We start from the raw sequence: 19,312 nt of genomic DNA, 5'->3' as shown, positions 1-19,312 counted from the left end.
TCTCAGCCCTGCGCGAAGGGGATGTCTCAGCCCTGCCCGACAGGGACGGAGGCATCGTCCTGCCCGTCGAAGTAGGCCTGTTCGGCCCGGGCGAGGAACACCGGGTCCGCGGGCTCGCCACGGGCTGCGATGTTGCCCTCGTGCAGGACGATCACCTCGTGGCAGGCGGACGCGGCGCGGCCGAGCGACTGTTCGAGGAGGACGACCGTCAGGCCCTCGTGGGCGAGGCGGCCGAGGCGCGCGTACACCTCGTCGACCATCGCCGGGGACAGGCCGAGCGCCGGTTCGTCGACGATCAGCAGATCGGGCCGGGCCATCAGGGCGCGGGCGACCGCCAGGATCTGCTGCTCGCCGCCGGAGAGCCCGGCGGCGGCCACTCCCATCCGGTCGCGCAGCCGCGGCGGCAGCCACTCGGCGGTCTCCGCGAGCCGCGTCCGCAGTTCCGCTCCCTTGATGCCGGCAGCGTACGCGGCGACCTCCAGGTTCTCCCGCAGCGAGAGCGTCTTGAACAGGGCGCGGCCCTCGGGCACCAATGCGGACCGCAGGTCCTCGGCGGCCGTGCGCCCACCGAGCGTGGGCGGGAGCGTGCCGTGCAGGATCCGGCCGAGGGTGCTCTTGCCCGCGCCGTTGGCACCGACCACGCCGATCACGCTGCCCTGGGGGACGGCGAGGTCGACGCCGTGCAGCGCGGTGACCCCGCCGTAGCTGTGGCCGACGCCTTCGAGTCGTACCGCGGCGCGCTCGGTGCCGTCGCGGGCCGGGAGCTCGTCCCGGGCGCCGCCCTCGCCCAGATATGAGGAGCGCACCCGGGGATCGTCCAGGATCTTGCCGGGCTCGCCCTCGCCGATCGGCCGCCCGAAGTCGAAGGCGACCACGCGGTGGGCGACGGCGAACAGGTCGTCGAGGACATGGTCGATGATCACGACCGCGGTACCGCGCTCCTGCCGGCGCACGATCTGCCGGGCGAGGAGTGTGCGTTCGGTGGCGTCGAGGCCGCCGAACGGTTCGTCCAGGATGAGCAGTTCGGGCTCCTCGGCCAGCGCTCTGGCCAGGTCGAGGCGTTTGTGGAGGCCGAACGGGAGCTCGTTCGGGTAGCGGTCGGCGACGTGTGCGAGGCCGACGCGGTCGAGGAGCTCGGTGGCCGCGGCGCGGTGCTGTGCGGTGATACGTCGCCGGGTGCAGAGCACGTTCTCCAGGACCGTCAGTTCGGGGAAGGTCTCAGCGTGCTGGAAGGTGCGCCCGATGCCGAGCCGTCGGCGGGCGGTGGCGCGGCTCTTCAGCAGGGGCTTGCCGTGATAGCGGGCGCCGCCCGCGACCCGTCCGCTTCCGACGAGTCCCGACAGGACGTTCAACAGCGTTGTCTTTCCCGCTCCGTTGGGGCCGATGATCGCGACGGTCTCGCCGGCCCGTACGGACAGGGAAGCGCCTTCGAGCGCTTTGAGCCCACCGAAGGTGACGGACACGTCGTCAAGGCGCAGGAGTTCCGGGGCGGTCGCCGACGGTGCGGGCACGGTCTGTGCGGGCCCTTCGGCCAGTTCCACCGCCGTCGGTGCCTGTCGGGCGGGCCGCCGCAGCAGCAGTCGGCGTGCCAGGCGCCCGACGGCGAGCACCACGCCGCCCGGCAGGAAGAGCAGCGCAACGATCAGCACGATGCCCTGAAGGATCGGCTGCGGAACGCCCGCGCTCTCGGCGGCGGTCGGCGCCCAGGTCAGGTAGGCGCCACCGACGACCGCGCCGATGAGCGTGCCGGCGCCACCGAGGACGCACGCGGCGATCAGCGAGATCGCCAGCGTGAGGGAGAACGGGTCGGGGCTGACGAATCCGACGACCACGGCCAACAGGACGCCCGCCAGGGCGGCGAACGCGGCGCTGACTGCGAAGGCGAGCGCCGACTGGGCCTCCGGTGCGATACCGATCGAACGCGCCGCCATCGGATGGGACTTGGCGGCAACGAGCCGCATCCGCAGGGCGCCGGGCCTGGCCAGCGCGCCCACCGCGAGCGCGATCCCGGCCACGCCCACGGCGAGGTACTGCGCCTGCGTGCCCGCGCTGGCCAGAGTGCCGAGACCCAGGGCGCTGTGCAGCTTCGTCATCGGGATGCCCTGGTCACCGCCGGTCACATCGGTCCACTGGCCCATCACCTCCAGCGACACCATGGTGAACGCGAGGGTGAGCAGGGCCACGTACAGCATGGAGAAGCGGGCGCCCGCGCTGCCCAGGAACGCTCCGAGGGCGGCGCTGCACCCGACGGCGCCGAGCACCACGGCCTCCACCGACCAGCCGTGTCCACTGCCGTAGGCGGCGAAGTAGGCGCCCAGGGCGAAGAACGCGGGATGGGCGATCGACCAGATCCCGGCCCATCCCGCGAGCAGGCCGACCGAGAGGACGAGGACGGTGTAGACGGCCGCGAGTCCCACGGAGTAGGCCTGGTAGGGCGGGATGACCCCGGAGCTCAGTACGGCGATGAGCGCGGCCGCGGCGAGCGGTCCGAGCGCCGCTCTGGCGAGGGTGGAACGACTGATGGCGGACATGGAGCGCTCCCTCAGACCCGCTGGAATGTGCGCACGCCGAACAGCCCCTGCGGGCGGATCAGCAGCACGAGGATGGTGAACGAGAACACGAAGGTGTCCCGGTAGCCGGCCGAGACGTAACTCGCGGCCAGGTTGTCCAGGACGCCGACCGTGAGGCCGCCGACGACGGCGCCGTACATGCTCGTCAGGCCGCCGAGGAAGATCCCGGCGAAGGCCCTGAACAGGGGCGCGCTGAGCACGGTGGGGACGAGTCCGGCGCGGGGCGCGTACAGGACGGCGGCGAGCACGGCCAGGCCGAGCCCGAGCGCCCAGGCGATCCGCGCGATGCGCTGCGAGCCGAGACCGAGGATCTGCGCGGTCTCGGCCGACTCGGCGACGGCGCGCATCGCGGAACCGATGGTCGTGCGTCCGAAGAGGTACGCCACCAGTGCCATCGCGACCGCCGCGACCGCGAGGGTGAGCAGGCTCTGGGCTGGGATCGCCGAACCACCGATCGCGACGGATCCCTCCACCAGGCTCGGGAAGAGCCGTGGCTGGTCGTCCCAGATCGTGCTGATGACGCTCTCCGCGATGAGCGAGAGGCCCATCGTCATGACGAGCGCCGTGAGCAACTCCCCGTGTGCCAGGGGCCTGATCACCGTTTCCCGGGCGGCCAGGCCGACCGCCGTGGTCACCACGATCGCGGCCACGGCAGCGAGCAGCAGCGGCAGGCCGCTGTCGTACAGCGCCAACGCGGCGTAGAGCCCGACGGTCGCCAGGCTCGCGAGCGCGAAATTGACCACATCCGTCGCCCGATAAATGATCACAAGCCCCAGACCCATCAGGCCGTACACCGCACCACTGGCGAGACCGCTCACCAGGACGAGCAGAAACTGATCCACGTCGACCGTCTCCTCGCACCGGGCGCCCTCGCGCCCCGCACCTCGGCGCCTCCACGAGCGCATCGCAAACTGAACTCAATTCATGCACCGTAGGCAGCCGCGGCCCGGCGGGCAAGACCCGTGCACGAGTTCGTCGAAGTCCCGGCTTCACCGGCGGGCACGCCCCCCGCACCCAGCCCTTGGGTCAGACGGTGAACCGGCCACCGTTGGCCAGCAGCACCGCGCCGACCAGGTTCGCCGCGGCATCACTCGCCAGGAACAGGGCGATGTCGGCGATCTCCTCGGCCGTGGCGTACGGGCGTACTCGCGGGTCGGCGAATCCGCTGCGCAGCGCCGCGGGCGTGCGCGCCGCCATGCCGGTCTCCGTCGGTCCTGGCGCCACCACGTTCACCCGGACCCCCGAGGCGATGACCTCCTTGGCGACGGCCTGACTCAGCGCGTGCACGCCCGCTTTGGATGCCGCGTAGTGCGGATAGCCGACGGGGGTGTCGAAGACCGACGAGGACCCGATGACCACGATGGCCCCGGCCCTCTCCGGCCTCATCGCCCGTACCGCGGCGCGCAGTACGTGGAACGTGCCGTCCAGGTTGATCCGCATGACGCGCTGCCAGTCCGCGTCCTCGAGCCGGTCGGTCACCTCGGGCGGACGGCCCTCCACCAGCGCGTCCGCTATCAGCTGCTTGGCCTTGGGGTCGTCGACGCCCGCGGCGTGCACCAGGACGTCGAGCCGCCCGTGCCGGCGCACCACGTCCTCGACGGCCATATCCACCGTTGCCGCGTCCGCCACGTCGAGGGTGACCGCGCTCGCGACGCCGATCCCCTCGGCGACGGCTTCGGCACCCTCGGCTTTGACGTCGGCCAGGACCACGGCCCGCGCCCCCTCGGCGGCCAACTGCCGTGCCACCGCCGCTCCCATGCCCGATCCGGCCCCGGTCACCATCGCGACCTTGCCCGCGAACCGGCCCTGCTGCCACGTACCGCCACTCATCCCGAACTCCTCGCCGTCGCTTGATATTGAACTGACTTCGTCTCTGTTACCGTGATCGGCGGCCTACTGACAAGAGCCTGGACGGTGAACATGCAAGCGGTGCGACTGGCGGCCTGGCAGCGGGAGCCTGTGGTCGCGGAGGTGGAGCGACCAGTGCCCCGGGCGGCCGAGGTACTGCTCCGTGTGGAGGCCGCCGGGCTCTGCCACTCGGACGTGCATGTCGTCGACGCACCCGCGGGGACGCTCCCCTACGAGCCGCCGTTCACCCTCGGACACGAGGTCGCGGGGCGGGTCGAAGCACTCGGCCCCGACGCGGATGCCGACGGCTTGAGCGTCGGTGACCGCTTCGTCGTGTACGGCCCGTGGGGCTGCGGGTCCTGCTCGCGCTGCGCCGCCGGCCAGGACAACTACTGCGATCGTCGCGGCACCCTGTCCTGGCACGGCGTCGGACTCGGCCGGGACGGCGGGATGGCCGAGTACGTGCTGGTGCCGTCGGCACGTCACCTGGTGCCGATCGGCGACCTGTCGGCCGATCAGGCGGCGCCGCTCTCCGATGCGGGCCTCACCTCGTACCACGCCATCGCCGGGCTGCGGGACCTGCTCGGCGAGGGCACCACGGCCGCGGTCATCGGTGTCGGCGGGCTGGGCCACGTGGCCATCCAGATCCTGCGTGCGACGACCCCGAGCCGCGTCCTCGCGGTGGACGTCCGCGAAGAGGCCTTGGCTCTCGCAGAGCGGTCCGGCGCGCACTTCGCCACCTTGCCGCGACCGGACACGGCACGCGTACTGCGCACCCAGGCCGGCGGTGTGGGGGTGGACGCCGTGCTCGACTTCGCCGGCACCACGGCCACCCTGGAGCTCGCCGCCGCGGCGCTGCGCCCGGGCGGCGGACTCGCGCTGGTCGGCAGCGGCGGCGGCCAACTCACTGTACGCAAGTCGGGGTTCCTGCCCCCTGGCTTCCGACTCTCACTGCCCTTCTGGGGCCCCCTTCCCGAGCTCCCCGAGGTCATCGCGCTGGCACGCTCCGGAGCTGTCAGGGTCGAGACGGAACACTTTCCGCTCTCCGCGGCACCGGAGGCCTTCGCTCGCCTACGGCGCGGCCAGGTGCGAGCCCGGGCAGTGCTCGTTCCCGACTGCACCAGGAAAAGCAACGCCGTCGCCTACGGGCGGGCGCCGAGACCGGAGGGGGCGGGCCGCGACACCTGGTGAACGGGGTTGCCGGGGGGAGGTGCGGCCCCCGAGCAGAATCGAGCCGGGGACCGCACCAATGCACTGAACAACGCCCCCGCCTGCGAGGTGTCCGGTCGGCCGGTCCCGAGCCACGTCCAGCGAGGGAGCCCGTGCGGGTGCAGCGGCGGATCAGCAGCCGAGGCGCGATCATGGTCTGCCGCCAAAGACTCTCGCTCGGCCGCACCTACGCCGGGCAGACCGTGCGAACGTCCACGTAGCCGTATCTACCCTCACAGTCGAACGGGACGGCGGAGTACGTCCTTTCGGCGCACCACCGAGATTCCGATCCGTAACCTGAAGGCGCATAAACCCGCGCGAAGTTCCTGATGTTGCCTAGGACCACCGTCAAACGACAGATGGGACTAAAACGTCAACCGTCAATTGGGACACAAAAGCTTGGCCAGTCCGCCCGTGGCGTGAGGGCCGCACCCCCCGCCAATGCGGGGACAAATGTGCACCGTATCGAGCTAGTTGAGTCAGGACTGTAACGCGGAAACGATGAATTGGGAGGCCCTGTGTCGTCGTCAAACCAAGGCCAGGTTGATCGTCTGGCACGAACCCCGACAGACGTCACTCGAACCAGTGACGTGCGGAGAATGGGTCTAGCTGTCGGTCACCTGCCGTAGCGCCGTCCGCAGTCGGTTGCCAGCGCCCAGCAGGTGGCTGCTGAGGAGGCTGGTGGCCTTCGCGACGTCGCGGGAGCGGACGGCGTGCAGGAGGTCGGCATGGGCTTCCGCAGCCGGGTGGAGGTCGCGGTCTTGGGTGTTGGTGACATCCAGGATCACCGCGAACACAGGCCGGTACTGTTCCCATACCGCCGCCAGACGCCGGTGTCCGGCCAGTGCGTAGAACGCGGAGTGGAACTCCAGGTCGGCCTCGGCGAAGGCGGCCGGATCGCCCTTGTCAGCCGCCTTGGTCATGGCGGTGACCGACGACTCCAGCGTGTCGATGTCGCGTTTCCCGGCGCGTTCGATGACACGGGTGAGGGCCAGCGTCTCCAGGGACTCGCGCAGAGTGAACAGCTCCTCGACGTCGTCCTCCCCCAGCCCGGTGACGTACACGCCGCGGCGCCGGGACTCCACCAGGCCCTCCGCTTCCAGCAGCCGCAGGGCGTCGCGGATCGGGCCCCGGCTGACGTCGAACCGGTCTGCCAGCGCCCCCTCCACCAGGTGTGTCCCCGGCTCCAGCTGCCCGGTGACGATCAGCACCCGCAGCTGGTGTGCCACACGCTCGCCCAGCGGCAGCTGCCGCACCTGCCTCACGGCCAGCTGTTCCACGCCGATCCCTCCCTCACGTGCCGTCCGTACCGTCAACGGTTGACGAGTGACTACTATCCCATCGTGTGCGACGGCTCCCCGTCCAGTCGCAGCGGCTCCACCTTCGGCAGGAGGAACGCGTAGGTGGCCGCACCGAACAGTGCCACGCAGCCTGCCGTGACGAGTGGGACGACGAAGGAGCCGGAGCTGCCCATCAGCACGCCGAGGAGCAGCGGGGACACGATTCCGGCGATGTTGCCGGCGGTGTTCTGGATGCCGGCGATGGAGCCAACGTGGCCGGGGGTGGGGGCGATGTCACCGGGCAGCGCCCAGACGCTGGCGGCCGCAAAGGTCGAGCAGAAGTACGACGCGGACAGGGCGGCCAGCGCCATGCCGACGCTCGGGGAGACGACGGCGAGGGCGATGACGGAGGTACCCAGCAGGCCCCCGACCAGGCAGGTCTTGCGAGCCTTGGTGACCGGGGTGCCGCGCCGGACCAGCCAGTCCGAGACCAGGCCGCCGCACCAGCCGCCGACCATGGACGCGAGCCCGGGCACCATGCCCAGGAAGCCGAACTTCATCGTCGACAGGTGGTACGTCTCCACCAGGTACGACGGGAACCAGGTGATGAAGAAGTAGGCGACGAAGTTGACGCAGAAGAAGCCGAGCATCATCGCCCACACCAGGCGGAACCGGAACAGGTCGCGCCAGCGGACCGAGCTCTGCGTGGGGGTGTCCGCGCTCTCCTGACCCGCCTTGATGTAGTCCAGTTCCGGCTTCTTCAGCTGCCCGTGCCGCTCGGGGTCGCGGTAGTACAGCCACCAGCCGAACGCCCAGAGCACTCCCAGTCCGCCGGCCACGGCGAATGCGGCCCGCCAGCCGAGTGTGCCGACGACCAGCGCGACGAGCGGGATGGACAGCGCGCCGCCTACGGCGTTGCCGTTGTTGAAGGTCGCCGACGCGAAGCTGCGCTCCGTCCTGGGGAACCACCGGGAGACGACCTTGGCGCTGGACGGGAAGGACGGGGCCTCGCCGAGGCCGAGCACCATGCGCAGCGTGAGCAGCGCACCGGTGCCGCGGGCCAGTCCCATCAGGGCGGTGGCCACGCCCCACCACAGGCTTGCGAAGAACAGGGTGACGCGTGGGCCGAACCGGTCGGCCAGCCATCCGCCCGGCATCTGCCCGAAGGCATACGTCCAGAAGAACGCCGACATGATCGTGCCGGCGAGGGCGGGCGATATGTGGAAGTCCTCGCTGATGTGCGGCAGGGAGACGCTGAGGGCGGCGCGGTCGATGTAGTTGATCGTGATGCCGATGAACAGCAGGCCGAGGATGACGAAGCGGGTCCGGCCTACTCGCGGCCGGCCGGCCGCCGGGGTGTCGGCGTCGGCGGGCTGGGTTCCGTCAGTCGGCCGCGTGCCGTCAGTGGGCTGGGCTCCGTCGGCGGGCCGGATTCCGGGATGGGTACCGGTCATGGTGGGCTCCTGGGGAAGTAGGCGGTCAGACGCGGGCCTGGTCGGGGGCGACGCCGTTGACGACGTTGCGGGGCGGCTTGCCGGACAGCACCAGGTCGAGGCTGTCGATCACACTGGCGCGGAGGTTGTGGTACGCCTCGTGCGTCACTCCTGCGGCATGCGGGTTGAGCAGGACGTCGGTGCGGCCGCGCAGCGGTGAGGAGGCCGGCAGCGGCTCCTCGGTGAAGACGTCGAGCGCGGCGCCGGCCAGCTGCCCGGAGTCGAGGGCCCGCACGACGGCTTCCTCGTCCAGCACGCCGCCGCGACCGGCGTTCACGATCCACGAGCCGCGCGGCATGCGCTGCAGCAAGGCGTCGCCGATCAGGCCGCGCGTGGCGTTGTTCAACGGCATGTGCAGGGTCAGGACGTTGCTGCGGGCGGCCAGTTCGTCCAGGTCGACGTACTCCCGGCCGGGCTCGCTCGGCACCGGGTCGTGGACGAGGATGCGGGCCCCGAAGGCGTCGAGGCGGCGGGCGACGGCACGCCCGATGTTGCCGAATCCGGCGATGCCGACGGTCAGTGACGACACGTCGCGGCCGCGTACCCCTTCCGGCCCCCACTCGCCGCGCTCGATCTTGGCGTGGCCGAACGCGTACGGGCGCAGCAGGTAGAGCAGCGCGCCCACCGTCCAGTCGGCCACCGCGTCCGTGTTGAAGCCGGGCAGATTGGCGACGGGGATGCCGCGTTCGGCGGCGGCGCGGTGGTCGACGCCGTCGAAGCCGACGGCGACCGACTGGATGAGGCGGCACTGCTCCATGACGTCCAGCAGCTCGGCGGTGATCCGACGCTCCTTCTCCAGCGGTGCCAGGACGACCGTCGCGGTCGCCAGGGTCTCGAGGTGGTCGCGCGGGTCCTCGTCCGGGCCGATCTCGGTGATCCGCAAGTCGGTGTGGCCCGGCAGGAGGCGGCGCAGCTCGGCGGGGCCGAGGTCGTTCAGGTGGTAGAGGCTGACCAGGTGTTCGGGCTGGTCGGGCTGGTCGGGCATGTGCGTACTCCGATGTGTGGACGGGGTGAACGATGCGACCCCGGCGGCTCGTGACACCGCAGATCATCGGGCGTACGATGAATTCTCGTCAACGGTTAACCGTAGACTGATTCGGAAAAGTTTCCCCGCCGCCCCGGAGGACCACCCCCTCATGCCTGCGCCGCAGACCACCGTCATCACCCCGCTGACCACGCCGTTCACACCGGACGGCGAGCTCGACCTGGCCGCTGCCCGCGAGCTGTTTCGCTTCACCGCCGACACGACGGGGCTGCTGATGATCGCCGGGACGACCGGAGAGTTCCCCGCCCTGGACCGCTCGGAGCGGCGCGCACTGACCGAGCTCGCCCTGGAGGTCGCGGGCCCGGGCGCCGTGATGGCCCATGTCGGCGCCCCTGATGCGCACGCGGCCGTGGCCCTCACCCGCGACGCGGTCTCCGCGGGCGCCACCCGGCTCGCGGCGCTCACCCCGTACTACATGCCGGCCGAGCCCGACGAGCTGCGGGACTACTTCCTGCGCGTGCGGCAGGCCGCGGGGGACGCCGAGCTGTTCGCGTACCTCTTCCCCGAGCGCAGCGGCATCACCGTCGGCCCCGAGGAGTTCGCGCGGCTGGCGAAGGAGTGCGGTCTGTCCGGCGTCAAGCTGAGCGGCACGCCGTCCACCGAGGTGGCCGCGTACCGTGCCTTCCTGCCCGCGGAGTTCACCGTCTACTCGGGCAACGACGCCCTGCTCACCACGGTCCTCGACGAAGGCGGCGCGGGCGTGATCTCCGGCTGCTCCGGCGCCCTGCCCGAACCCTTCCTGGAGCTGGCCGCTGCCAAGCTCGCCGGTGCAGGGGCGGATGAACTCGCGCCGCTGCAGGCGCGGGTGGACCGCGTGGTCGCGCTGCTCGGCCCGAGCGCCGGGCGGATCAAGCACGCCCTGCGCGTACGCGGCCTGCCGGCCGGATCCTCCCGCATGACCGTCGGCTACCCGGACCCGCGGACGGCGGACGAAATCGAGAAGCTGGTGGCGGACCTGGCCGGGTGAGCTCCGACGAGGGGGACGGACGACCTCGACGCGAAAGCAGGCGGCGGGTGCACGGAGAACCGTGCACCCGCCGCGTCGTACGAGGACCATGCCCCCGCCATGTCGTACACGGATCCGGCGGCGTCAGCCCCCGCGCTGGAACCGGGCCAGGGCATGGGCCGTTACCCGGGTCGCCGGATACAGGTCCCGGTACAGCCCGTGCAACCGGTCGTACGCTCCCACCGCGGCCGGGTCCGGCACGCGCTGCTCACGCACGGGGTTCCAAACCGCGATGTCCGCCTTCTCGATCAGCTGCGCGGCCAGCCGGGCGGCGCCGTAACTGGCTCCGACCGTGACGGTCGGGACGTCCTGCGGCAGCCCGGTGACGTCGGAGACGATCTGCGTCCACAGGCCGCCCTGTGTGCCGCCGCCGACCGCGACGACACGCTCGATCGCCGCGCCCGCCTTCCGCATCGCCCCGATGTTGTGCCGTACGCCGTGCGCGGTGGCCTCGAGCGCGGCGCGGTACAGGTCACCGCGGGTGTGTTCGACGGTGAGGCCCGCGATCACACCGCGGGCGTCGGGGTCGGCGATCGGAGTGCGCTCACCGGCGAAGTACGGCAGCATCGCAAGACCCCGCGCACCGACGCCGCTCGCCGCGGCCTCCGCGAGCAGATCCGCATGGTCCGGCGAGCCGAACAGGCCGCGCAACCACTCGGTGACCGCTCCCGAGGTAGCCATACCGCCGGCCAGGGAGCGCGTGCCGGGGAAGGCGCCGACCGTGCTCCACAGCTCCGGCACCCGCAGCTGCCCGATGACCGTGGCGACGAGGAACATCGTCGTGCCGTACATGAGCATCAGGTCACCCGGTCGCGTCGCACCGACGCTGACGGCCTCGGTCCAGGCGTCGATGGTGCCGGTGATGACGGGAGTACCCGGGGCAAGCCCGGTGACCGCCGCGGCCTCGGCGGTCACCGCGCCGGCCAGGTCACCGGGCCAGCGCAGTTCGGGGAGTTGCGCGTGCGGCCACACCGCCTCCACCCAGGGCCGGTACCAGTCCTGCGCCCGGGCGTCGTAGAAGGGGACGGACTGACTGGCCGAGTGGTGGTCAAGGACGTAGGCGCCGGTGAGTCGGTGGGCGAGGAAGGACGCCGGCATGAACAGCCGCCGGGCGGTGGCGAACACCTCCGGCTCGTGCTCGGCCACCCAGGCCACCTTCGGCCCGACCGCCTGCGTGGACAGCGCACTGCCGCACCGGTCGAGGACGGCCTCCCGGCCGAGTTGCGCGTCCAGCCGCTCGATCTGCGCGGTGGCCCGCGTATCCACGCCGTACAGGATGGCCGGGCGCAGCGGCCGGTTCGCGGCGTCCGCCAGGGCCACGCAGGGGCCCATACCGCTGACGCCCACCGCGTCCACCTGCCGGTCGCCGGCGAGGAGTTCGCGCGTGATTCCGCAGAACTCCTCCCACCACACCTCGGGGTCCATCTCGACGTGCCCCGGTTTCGGCCGGGAGACCGTGTGCCGGTGCACAGCGGTCGCCACGACCGTGCCGGAGGCGTCGACCAGGACGCCCTTGCTGCTGGAGGTGCCGATGTCCACACCAAGGAAGCTCATACCCGGACTTCCCCGCACAGATGGACGGTGACACCCAGCTCCTGGAAGGCCACTGCCTTGGCGACGAGTGCGGCGTCGGCGGTTGCGGCGTCGGGAGCGTACGCGAGCTGCGCGTGGTTGGCCTTGTGTCGCGCCATGAACTGGTCGCGGCTGACGCCGTGGGTGACCACATGGGCGATCGGCCACTCGGGGTTGGTCGCGGCCCAGCGGCGCTCGGTCTCCTCGGCGGGCAGCTCGACGACGGAGCCGCGGCCGATGTCCAGGTGGAGCCCGCCGCCGGCGATGTAGAGCCGGGACCAGACGATCTCTCCGGGCTTGCTCACGCCCTTGATGGTGCCGCCCCCTGCGGGGAAGTACACGGGGTTCTGCCGCCAGCTGACCGCGCCCGCGTAGCCGCCGGTGAGGTGGGACGGCGGTACGGACCCGGAGATCTCCCAGACCCACACGAACCGCCCTTCGTACTCCTCGCCCCAGCGCACGTCGTGCAGCGTGGTCGCCGGGTCCAGGCCCATGGCGGTCCAGATGCGGTGGGTGATCAGCGCGTCGACGGCCACGCCCTCGTCGGCTTCGTTGAAGTGCGGCAGCGGCCGGCCCTCGTACAGCACACGCGAGCCGTCGCGGCTGGTCACCTGCGGGCGCTGGACGTTGTTGAGCAGGCCTTCGGCCAGGTCGGACGCGGGTGTGAGGTCCTTGAGGCCCTGCTGGTACTGGATGCCCACCGAGTCCAGGCCGAAGTCGTCGGCGATCCGCAGCGCCGCGATGTACATCTTCAGCTGTTCGCGGATCTGCCGGTCGGTCAGCTCGGTGGCCTCGTCGGTGCCGGTGGCGAAGGTCATGCCCGCCTGCTCGAGCCACGCACGGGCTGCGTCGGCCTCCTCATCCGGGACGCGCAGCATCTCCGCGTACAGGGCGCTCTGCGACAACCGCTCCTTGTAGATGCCGAGCGGGTTGAGCAACTCGTCGTCGATGATCGCGTTGTACATGCCCATGCAGCCCTCGTCGAAGACGCCGATGATGGCCTTGTCCCGGCGCAACTGCCCGGCAATGGCGGCGCCCAGCGTGCGCTCCGGGGACTCGGGCAGCTCGGGCAGCGGCCGCACGTGGGAGCTGTCGTGCGTGATGCGGCCGGTCTCGGTCCACTCGCGCAGGCCCTCGAGGAAGAAGTCGTCGGTGAAGTCGACGGACCAGGTGGTGGAGTACTCCCGGTCCATCTTCGTCATGCCGGCGTTCACACCGAGCAGGCCGACCAGACCGGGCCAGGTGCCGTCGAAGTTGGCGACTGTCAGGACGGGCCCTTCGTGGGTGCGCAGGCCGGCCAGCACGTGGTGGCTGTACTGCCACACCGCTTCCGCGACGATCAGCGGGGCCTGGGGCGGGATGGCCTTGAAGACCTCCAGCCCGGCGCGCTGGCTGTCGATGAAGCCGTGCCCCTTGTCCGGGTCGTACGGGTGGGCTCGCCGCACGGTCCAGCCGAGCCGGGCGAAGGCCTCGGTGACGCCCTTCTCCAGCGCTTCCTGCGTGGGCCAGCCCGCCGCGTTGGCAGCCGGGCGCAGATCACCGCTGGCGATCAGGTACGCGGTGCGCGGCGGGGCACTGAGCTGCGGTCGGGACTCGGGCAGCCGGTAGGTCACGACTCCTCCAGATGGGTCAGGGACAGCCGGGCGAGGACGATGCCGCGCCGCTGCCAGGTGTAGGTGATGAGCAGGTCGGGTCCGTCGAGGACGGCGGTCGGGTAGGAGAACTCGGCGACGCCGCTGGTCACCACACCGGCGTCACCCGGCGCGAAACCGGGCCGCGCGTGCGGGTCGAGCCGTTGCGGCACGGCGGGGTCCACGAGGGTGAGGCCGTCGTCGACGACGGCCACCTCGCGCCAGGTCATGCCGTCGTCGTCGGAGACGGACACGACCAGGGGGCAGCGGCTGCCCCAGTCCTGGGACGAAGGGTTGTGGACGCAGGCGGCGCGGCCGGAGGGCAGGGCGAGGGCGCACAGCCCGGAGTTGTTGTTCGGCAAGCCGGTCGGCACAGCCAGGCTCCAGCGGCGTCCGCCGTCGCGCGAGACGGCGCGGTGGGCGCGGCTTTCGGTGCTGCGCATCAGGGCCACCGGGCCGTCGGGCCCCAGCCACAGCGACGGCTGGATGTGGCCCGCGCCCCGCAGCGCCGCGCGATCTACGGGGATCGGGGCGCGCGACCAGGTGGCGCCACTGTCCGCCGAGACATCGACGAAGGGATCCCAGCGGGCCGGTTTTGCCCAGTGCTCGACCGAGGCGGGGGCCGGCCACAGGCCCTCGGGGGTGACCAGCGGCGGGTTCTTCACCGGCCCGCGGCCGCCGGACAGGTCGCCCGGGACGAGCTCCCGCGGCCGCTCCCAGGTGGCACCGCCATCCCGCGTACGGGTCACGAGGGTGACCCACTCCGAGATCCGCGGCCCCGCCTTCGCGAACAGCCACAGCACCCCGTTCTCGGACGGGTCCGGCGCCGGCACGGGGTTCCAGTGCGCCATGTCGTATCCGGTGTCGAGTGCGTGCACCCCCGCCGGGCCCGACAGCCAGATGCGGTTGTCCGGCGTGCCCTCGCGGGTCCCCGCGAACCAGGCGACCAGCGGGGCGCCTCCGGTGGGGGCGGCGACGGTCGAGGCGTGGCACTGGCGCCACCGCGGATCGTCGACGGTCACGAACGTACGGGTGAGGGCGGCCGGAAGGGCGGTGGCTTCGGGGCGGGGCATCTCGGTCTCCGGAAGAGGAGCGGTCACGAGGCGCGGCGGTGACGCCCGGGAAACTCTGTGAGGGAGGCCCGCATCCGGTCGTGGGAGCCGGCCAGGTGCTCGTCGAGCATCGCGAGGAGGGGTTCTGTCGCGCCGGTACGGATGAGTTCCGCGAGGTTGGCGTGGTCCTGCGCGGTGGGGTGCAGATCACGGTCGCGGGTGTTCGTCACATCGAGCATGGCCGCGAACAGCGGCCGGTGCGTGGCCCATGCAGCCGCGAGCCTGCGGTTGTCGGACAGCTCGTAGAAGGCGCTGTGGAAGTCCAGGTCGGCTGCGGCGAACCGGGTCGGATCGCGGTCGTCCGCCGCCTGTCGCATGATCTCCAGCGTCGCGTCGAGAACCGACCAGTCCGCGGAGGCCGGCCGTGCGATCGTCTCCCGGACGGCAAGGCCCTCGAGCGCACCGCGCAATGCGTACAGCTCGCGCAGATCGTCGTCGTCCAGGCCGCGTACGGACACTCCGCGGCTGCGGGGTTCCACCAGTCCCTCGCTCTCGAGCTGGCGCAGCGCGTCGCGCACCGGCCCACGACTGACGCCGAACTCCTCGGCGACTTTGCCCTCGACGAGGTGCGTGCCGGGCGTCAGGTCACCGCGTACGACGAGCGCGCGCAGCTGCTCGAGGACCTGAGCCCCCAGGGACGGCCGGGTGATGGGGCTGACGCGCATGGTCTCTCCCCCTTCCTTGCTTCTCCCTGCGATATCGCGCAGGCACTGTGCGTGTACGGGCTCATCGCCGGTGACCGGAACGTACTTCAGCTAACGGTTAACCGTCAACGAAAATCGTTGACGGTTAACCGTTCTCAATGCATAGTCATGCCCGGGCACGACGACGTGCCTCCCCGGCCACGCACGGGGCGGCGAAGTTGGGGAGGGACGCGCATGGCCGCGACCACTCCGCAGACCGACCGGCGCTACGCCTGGAAGGTCGCGGCATCCAGTTTCCTGGGCAACACGCTCGAGTACTACGACTTCCTGGTCTACGGCACAGCAGCAGCCGTGATCTTCCCGAAGGTCTTCTTCCCCGGCGAAGAAGGGTTCCTCGGCACCCTGGCCGCGTTCGGCACCTTCGCCGTCGGCTTCCTCGCCCGGCCGCTCGGCGGCCTGGCGTTCGGGCGCCGCGGTGACGTACACGGACGCAAGTCCACGCTGCTGCTCACGCTGTCCCTGATGGGCCTGTCCACCATCGCCATCGGACTGCTCCCGGGCTACGACACCATCGGCGTCCTCGCGCCGGCGCTGCTCGTCCTCCTGCGTCTCGTGCAGGGTTTCGCCGTCGGCGGCGAATGGGGCGGCTCCATGATCATCGTCCTCGAGTCGGCCCCGGACCACCGGCGCGGCTTCTATACCGCCTGGCCCAATATCGGCGGCTTCTCGGCCCAGATCCTCATCACCGGCCTCTTCGCATGGGTGTACACCCTGCCGGAGGACGCGCTCTACGCCTGGGGCTGGCGAATCCCGTTCCTGCTGTCCGCCATCATCCTGGCCGTGACGTTCTGGCTGCGGCGCTCGCTGCACGAAAGCCCCGTCTTCACCGAGACCAGCGGCCGGCCCGCCGAGGCCACATCCCGGCCGGAGACGCCGAAGCGCGCCGGCGGGCCGATCCGCGCCATCTTCCTGGAGGACTGGCGCAACCTGCTGCTCATCGTCGGCTTGCGCTTCGCCGAAGCCCTCCCGTACTTCCTGCTCACCGTCTTCGCCCTGTCGTACGCCAGCGGCTCCCTCGGCCTGGACAAGTCCACCCTGAACATGGCGGTCCTCATCGTCTCGGTGCTCGCCTTCCCGGCGCACGGACTGTACGCGGCGCTCTCGGACCGCAAGGGGCGGCGACCGGTCTACCTGCTCGGTGCCATCGTCGTGGCCGTCGCGGCGTTCCCCTTCTTCTGGCTGTTGCAGTCCGGGAACTTCCTGCTGATCGTGCTCGGCTACGTCCTCGTCCTCAACCTCGGCCACAACGCCATCAACGCGGTCCAGCCGGCATTCTTCGCCGAGCTCTTCCCCGCCGACCGCCGCTACACAGGCGCCGCCGCGGGCCGCGAGATCGCCTCCATCCTCACCGGCGGCCTGACCCCGTTCATCGCCACGGCCCTGGCCGGCCCGGACGGCACCCGCTGGCCCTTGGTCGCGGGGTACGTCGTCCTTGGCGCCGTGATCACCATGGTCGCGGTGTGGAAGTCCCCCGAAACCTTCCGCCGCGACCTGCGCAGCACGGGAGCCGGCTCATCGGCCGCGGCGTCCGGTGCTCATGCCGGGCAGTGCTGAGACCCCGGTGAGGTCCGCCCGGGCCGGATGGCGTGGGGCGCGGAGTGCACCCGCCTCGCCTTCGCCCGGCACCCCGGACACCGTGGCGGCGGACCGCAGGCCGCCGCCTCCACGCAGAGCACCTCGGCGGACACGCTCACCCGCTCCAACCGCACATCGATCCCAGGAAACAGCACATCTTCGAGCGATCCAGCCCCCGTGATCGAGAACTGCCCAGGAGGAACGTTCCCGCATCACCCTCTGACCTGGTCCCAAGTCGAACGAGGGATCCGGCACCTTCGGGACGTCGGGGCGGCCGAACACCTCACCCCGATCATCTGGCGTCGCAGGGACGGATACATGTTCGGGTGGTCGCCCAGTAGGTCAGCGGCCGGTCCCCCGCCGTGCCCTGGGTCGACGCGGCCATCTCCATCGCCACCCACAAGGCGAACGTCTGGATCGACCTGTCGGGCTGGTCACCCAAGTACTTCCCCACGCAGCTCGTGGAGCAGGCGAACAGCCTCCTGCGCCACAAAGTCCTCTTCGGATCCGACTTCCCGCTCCTGGCACCGGAACGCTGGCTGCACGACTTCGGACAACTCGACATCAAGGACGACGTGCGCCCGCTCATACTCAAGCGGAACGCCACGACGCTTCTCGGCCTGGCCGCACAGTAGGTCCCAGGTCTCCGCCCCCTCGAACCCCCATCAGGCAGCCGATACCTTGTGGGGGTACGGTCGGGGGGCGGACAGTGATCGAAGAGGAAAGGCACGGCTGTGGGTAGCACGCGGGCAGGCAGGCGGCGCATCGCCCAGCTGCTGACCGTGTGCACGGTGCTGTTCGGCCTGTTCCTCATGCACGGCGCCCCCACCGCAGCCGCAGGGGGCTGCCACGGGGCCATGCCCACGAGCACGGCCTCGCCGATGCCTGAGAGCCACGACGCCGCAGTGACGGCCATGGCCGCGCACCCTCCGATCCCCGCCGCCCGGGTCATGGACTCCGCCGGAATGCCCGGTGTGCTGTGCGTCTCGACCCCCGCCCACGAGCGGACCCCCTTGCCCGCCCCCGGCCTGCTCGACGTGGTCGGCATCGCCGTGCTCGCCCTGGCGACGCCGGCACGGCGAGCAGCCGTCGGCGGGACGGGGCGGCGCGCGCCACCGGGCAGCGGACGAGAACTCCTGCTGAAGGTGTGCGTCGCGCGGACGTGACAGGTACGCGCCGGAACCCGGCCCCAGGCCGGAGCCGGCCATCGCGTCCTGCTCGTCTCCGCGCGCCATCGGTATGGTGCGCCCACCCGGAAAGACTCCGTTTCGATGCACATCTCCTCCCGTTTTGCCGGTCGCCGCAGCCTCGCGGCCGCCACAGCCGCGACAGCTCTCGCGCTGACGCTGACCGCCTGTGGCTCTTCCAACGACTCCTCGTCCATGCCCGGCATGGACCACGGCAGCAAGGCCTCCGCGTCCCCCTCTCCGAGCGCGTCGCACGCGATGACAGACATGCCCGGCATGGACCACATGGCTACCGGAAACGGCCTGTCCGACACCTCGGACGGCTACCGCCTCACCTCCGAGAACGCGAGCCTGCCGTCCGGTAAGCAGGCCGCCTACCGGTTCGCCGTCACCGGCCCGGACAGCAAGCCGGTCACCGCCTTCGCCCTCGACCAGACGAAGCGGATGCACTTCTACGCCATCCGCTCCGACCTGACCGGGTTCCAGCACATCCACCCGACGATGGCCACCGACGGCACGTGGAACGCGGATCTGGCCGCCCTCGCCCCGGGCTCGTGGCGCGTGTTCGCCTCCTTCGCCCCCGATGCCGGGCCCGGCCAGGGCAAGGACTTCGTGCTCTCCCGCAGGGTCACCGTGCCTGGCGACGCCGCGAAGAGCCCGCTGCCCGCCCCGGCGACCGCCGCACGCGTCGACGGGTACACCGTCACCGTCAAAGGCGAGCCCATGGCGGGGATGGCTCACCCGCTGACCGTCTCCATCGCCAAGGACGGCAAGCCCGTCAAGGACCTGCAGCCCTATCTGGACACCTACGCCCACCTGACCGCCTTCCATGAAGGCGACGCCGCATTCGCCCACCTCCACCCCACCACCAAGGTGACCGGCGACCACGGCGGACCCGACCTCGCCTTCCACGCCGAACTGCCCACCTCCGGCAACTGGCGGCTGTTCCTGCAGTTCAAGACCGGAGGCACGCTGCACACCGCCGCTCTGACCCTGCACGTGGGCTGACCTCCGCCGGGGCGCCACCTCCCCGGTGGCGCCCCGCTCCCCCACCACGGCGTGTCCGCGCCGCGTACGCCG

General features: G+C 71.2%; 15 protein-coding genes and 2 pseudogenes. 7 read left to right on the top strand and 10 right to left on the bottom strand.

Features of this window, described 5'->3' with window-relative positions; all coding sequences use genetic code 11:
* Positions 1-26 precede the first annotated feature (26 nt).
* The 3 genes from EOT10_RS26180 to EOT10_RS26170 form a co-directional block, all read right to left on the bottom strand.
* Positions 27-2,531, bottom strand: a complete 2,505-nt coding sequence (locus EOT10_RS26180) for an ATP-binding cassette domain-containing protein (RefSeq protein ID WP_127830796.1) — start codon at positions 2,529-2,531, stop codon at positions 27-29.
* Between the two features lie 11 nt (positions 2,532-2,542).
* The gene (locus EOT10_RS26175) at positions 2,543-3,412 is read right to left on the bottom strand and encodes a branched-chain amino acid ABC transporter permease (protein ID WP_127830795.1); all 870 of its coding nucleotides are present in this window, start codon (positions 3,410-3,412) and stop codon (positions 2,543-2,545) included.
* 184 nt (positions 3,413-3,596) lie between these two features.
* Positions 3,597-4,400: an SDR family NAD(P)-dependent oxidoreductase gene (locus EOT10_RS26170; RefSeq protein ID WP_127830794.1), complete on the bottom strand. Its 804-nt coding sequence runs from the start codon at positions 4,398-4,400 to the stop codon at positions 3,597-3,599.
* A 90-nt stretch (positions 4,401-4,490) separates the two neighbouring features.
* On the opposite strand from EOT10_RS26170, the gene EOT10_RS26165 reads away from it, so the two are divergent.
* Together EOT10_RS26165 and EOT10_RS43185 are read left to right on the top strand one after the other, a co-directional pair.
* Positions 4,491-5,609, top strand: a complete 1,119-nt coding sequence (locus EOT10_RS26165; protein ID WP_127830926.1) for an NAD(P)-dependent alcohol dehydrogenase — start codon at positions 4,491-4,493, stop codon at positions 5,607-5,609.
* A gap of 80 nt (positions 5,610-5,689) precedes the next feature.
* Positions 5,690-5,957: pseudogene (locus EOT10_RS43185) on the top strand (IS481 family transposase); the annotation flags it as partial.
* A 275-nt stretch (positions 5,958-6,232) separates the two neighbouring features.
* Here EOT10_RS43185 and EOT10_RS26160 read toward each other — a convergent pair.
* From EOT10_RS26160 to EOT10_RS26150, 3 genes are read right to left on the bottom strand one after another with little or no spacing between them, the layout of a single operon-like run.
* Entirely contained in the window at positions 6,233-6,907 is a 675-nt protein-coding gene (locus EOT10_RS26160; RefSeq protein ID WP_223281203.1) for a GntR family transcriptional regulator, read from the bottom strand.
* A 53-nt stretch (positions 6,908-6,960) separates the two neighbouring features.
* Positions 6,961-8,361, bottom strand: a complete 1,401-nt coding sequence (locus EOT10_RS26155; protein WP_127830793.1) for an MFS transporter — start codon at positions 8,359-8,361, stop codon at positions 6,961-6,963.
* A gap of 25 nt (positions 8,362-8,386) precedes the next feature.
* On the bottom strand, positions 8,387-9,385 hold the full coding sequence (locus tag EOT10_RS26150; protein ID WP_127830792.1) for a 2-hydroxyacid dehydrogenase: 999 nt from the start codon (positions 9,383-9,385) through the stop codon (positions 8,387-8,389).
* A gap of 151 nt (positions 9,386-9,536) precedes the next feature.
* On the opposite strand from EOT10_RS26150, the gene EOT10_RS26145 reads away from it, so the two are divergent.
* The gene (locus EOT10_RS26145; protein WP_127830791.1) at positions 9,537-10,412 is read left to right on the top strand and encodes a dihydrodipicolinate synthase family protein; all 876 of its coding nucleotides are present in this window, start codon (positions 9,537-9,539) and stop codon (positions 10,410-10,412) included.
* A gap of 123 nt (positions 10,413-10,535) precedes the next feature.
* Here the strand turns inward: EOT10_RS26145 and EOT10_RS26140 are convergent, their stop codons facing one another.
* The 4 genes from EOT10_RS26140 to EOT10_RS26125 are packed head-to-tail and all read right to left on the bottom strand — an operon-like array spanning position 10,536 to position 15,431.
* Positions 10,536-12,005 (bottom strand): FGGY-family carbohydrate kinase, encoded by a 1,470-nt coding sequence (locus EOT10_RS26140; RefSeq protein WP_127830790.1) that lies wholly within the window; start codon positions 12,003-12,005, stop codon positions 10,536-10,538.
* Complete coding sequence (locus tag EOT10_RS26135; RefSeq protein WP_223281202.1) at positions 12,002-13,636, bottom strand: fucose isomerase; 1,635 nt, start codon at positions 13,634-13,636, stop codon at positions 12,002-12,004. Before EOT10_RS26135 ends, EOT10_RS26140 begins: the two co-directional genes overlap by 4 nt.
* On the bottom strand, positions 13,633-14,727 hold the full coding sequence (locus tag EOT10_RS26130; RefSeq protein ID WP_127830789.1) for an exo-alpha-sialidase: 1,095 nt from the start codon (positions 14,725-14,727) through the stop codon (positions 13,633-13,635). The genes EOT10_RS26135 and EOT10_RS26130 overlap by 4 nt, the downstream gene beginning before the upstream one ends.
* A 23-nt stretch (positions 14,728-14,750) precedes the next feature.
* Positions 14,751-15,431 (bottom strand): GntR family transcriptional regulator, encoded by a 681-nt coding sequence (locus EOT10_RS26125; protein ID WP_127830788.1) that lies wholly within the window; start codon positions 15,429-15,431, stop codon positions 14,751-14,753.
* A 213-nt stretch (positions 15,432-15,644) separates the two neighbouring features.
* Here EOT10_RS26125 and EOT10_RS26120 point away from each other — a divergent pair, with 213 nt between their 5' ends.
* From EOT10_RS26120 to EOT10_RS26105, 4 genes and pseudogenes are all read left to right on the top strand, one after another.
* Positions 15,645-17,024 carry an MFS transporter gene (locus EOT10_RS26120; RefSeq protein WP_127830787.1) on the top strand — a complete coding sequence of 460 codons (1,380 nt, stop codon included), beginning with the start codon at positions 15,645-15,647 and terminating at the stop codon, positions 17,022-17,024.
* 377 nt (positions 17,025-17,401) lie between these two features.
* A pseudogene (locus tag EOT10_RS26115) lies at positions 17,402-17,680 on the top strand (amidohydrolase family protein); the annotation flags it as partial.
* A gap of 99 nt (positions 17,681-17,779) precedes the next feature.
* Positions 17,780-18,211, top strand: coding sequence for a hypothetical protein (locus EOT10_RS26110; RefSeq protein WP_127830785.1), 432 nt, complete (start codon positions 17,780-17,782; stop codon positions 18,209-18,211).
* Positions 18,212-18,316: 105 nt separating this feature from the next.
* Entirely contained in the window at positions 18,317-19,240 is a 924-nt protein-coding gene (locus EOT10_RS26105) for a DUF8832 domain-containing protein (RefSeq protein ID WP_127830784.1), read from the top strand.
* Positions 19,241-19,312: the final 72 nt, after the last annotated feature.

This window comes from Streptomyces antnestii, from assembly GCF_004005495.1.
Taxonomy (GTDB): Bacteria; Actinomycetota; Actinomycetes; order Streptomycetales; family Streptomycetaceae; genus Streptomyces; species Streptomyces antnestii.
Note: the sequence above shows the minus strand (reverse complement) of the source record. Positions and strands in the feature narration are given on the sequence as shown.

Excerpts from the sequence above, each read along its gene's own strand:
- EOT10_RS26165 (WP_127830926.1), top strand. The coding sequence starts at position 4,491 with ATGCAAGCGGTGCGACTGGCGGCCTGGCAGCGGGAGCCTGTGGTCGCG.
- EOT10_RS26125 (WP_127830788.1), bottom strand. The coding sequence starts at position 15,431 with ATGCGCGTCAGCCCCATCACCCGGCCGTCCCTGGGGGCTCAGGTCCTC.
- EOT10_RS26180 (WP_127830796.1), bottom strand. The coding sequence starts at position 2,531 with ATGTCCGCCATCAGTCGTTCCACCCTCGCCAGAGCGGCGCTCGGACCG.
- EOT10_RS26170 (WP_127830794.1), bottom strand. The coding sequence starts at position 4,400 with ATGAGTGGCGGTACGTGGCAGCAGGGCCGGTTCGCGGGCAAGGTCGCG.
- EOT10_RS26120 (WP_127830787.1), top strand. The coding sequence starts at position 15,645 with ATGGCCGCGACCACTCCGCAGACCGACCGGCGCTACGCCTGGAAGGTC.
- EOT10_RS26155 (WP_127830793.1), bottom strand. The coding sequence starts at position 8,361 with ATGACCGGTACCCATCCCGGAATCCGGCCCGCCGACGGAGCCCAGCCC.
- EOT10_RS26130 (WP_127830789.1), bottom strand. The coding sequence starts at position 14,727 with ATGCCCCGCCCCGAAGCCACCGCCCTTCCGGCCGCCCTCACCCGTACG.
- EOT10_RS26150 (WP_127830792.1), bottom strand. The coding sequence starts at position 9,385 with ATGCCCGACCAGCCCGACCAGCCCGAACACCTGGTCAGCCTCTACCAC.
- EOT10_RS26105 (WP_127830784.1), top strand. The coding sequence starts at position 18,317 with ATGCACATCTCCTCCCGTTTTGCCGGTCGCCGCAGCCTCGCGGCCGCC.
- EOT10_RS26145 (WP_127830791.1), top strand. The coding sequence starts at position 9,537 with ATGCCTGCGCCGCAGACCACCGTCATCACCCCGCTGACCACGCCGTTC.
- EOT10_RS26140 (WP_127830790.1), bottom strand. The coding sequence starts at position 12,005 with ATGAGCTTCCTTGGTGTGGACATCGGCACCTCCAGCAGCAAGGGCGTC.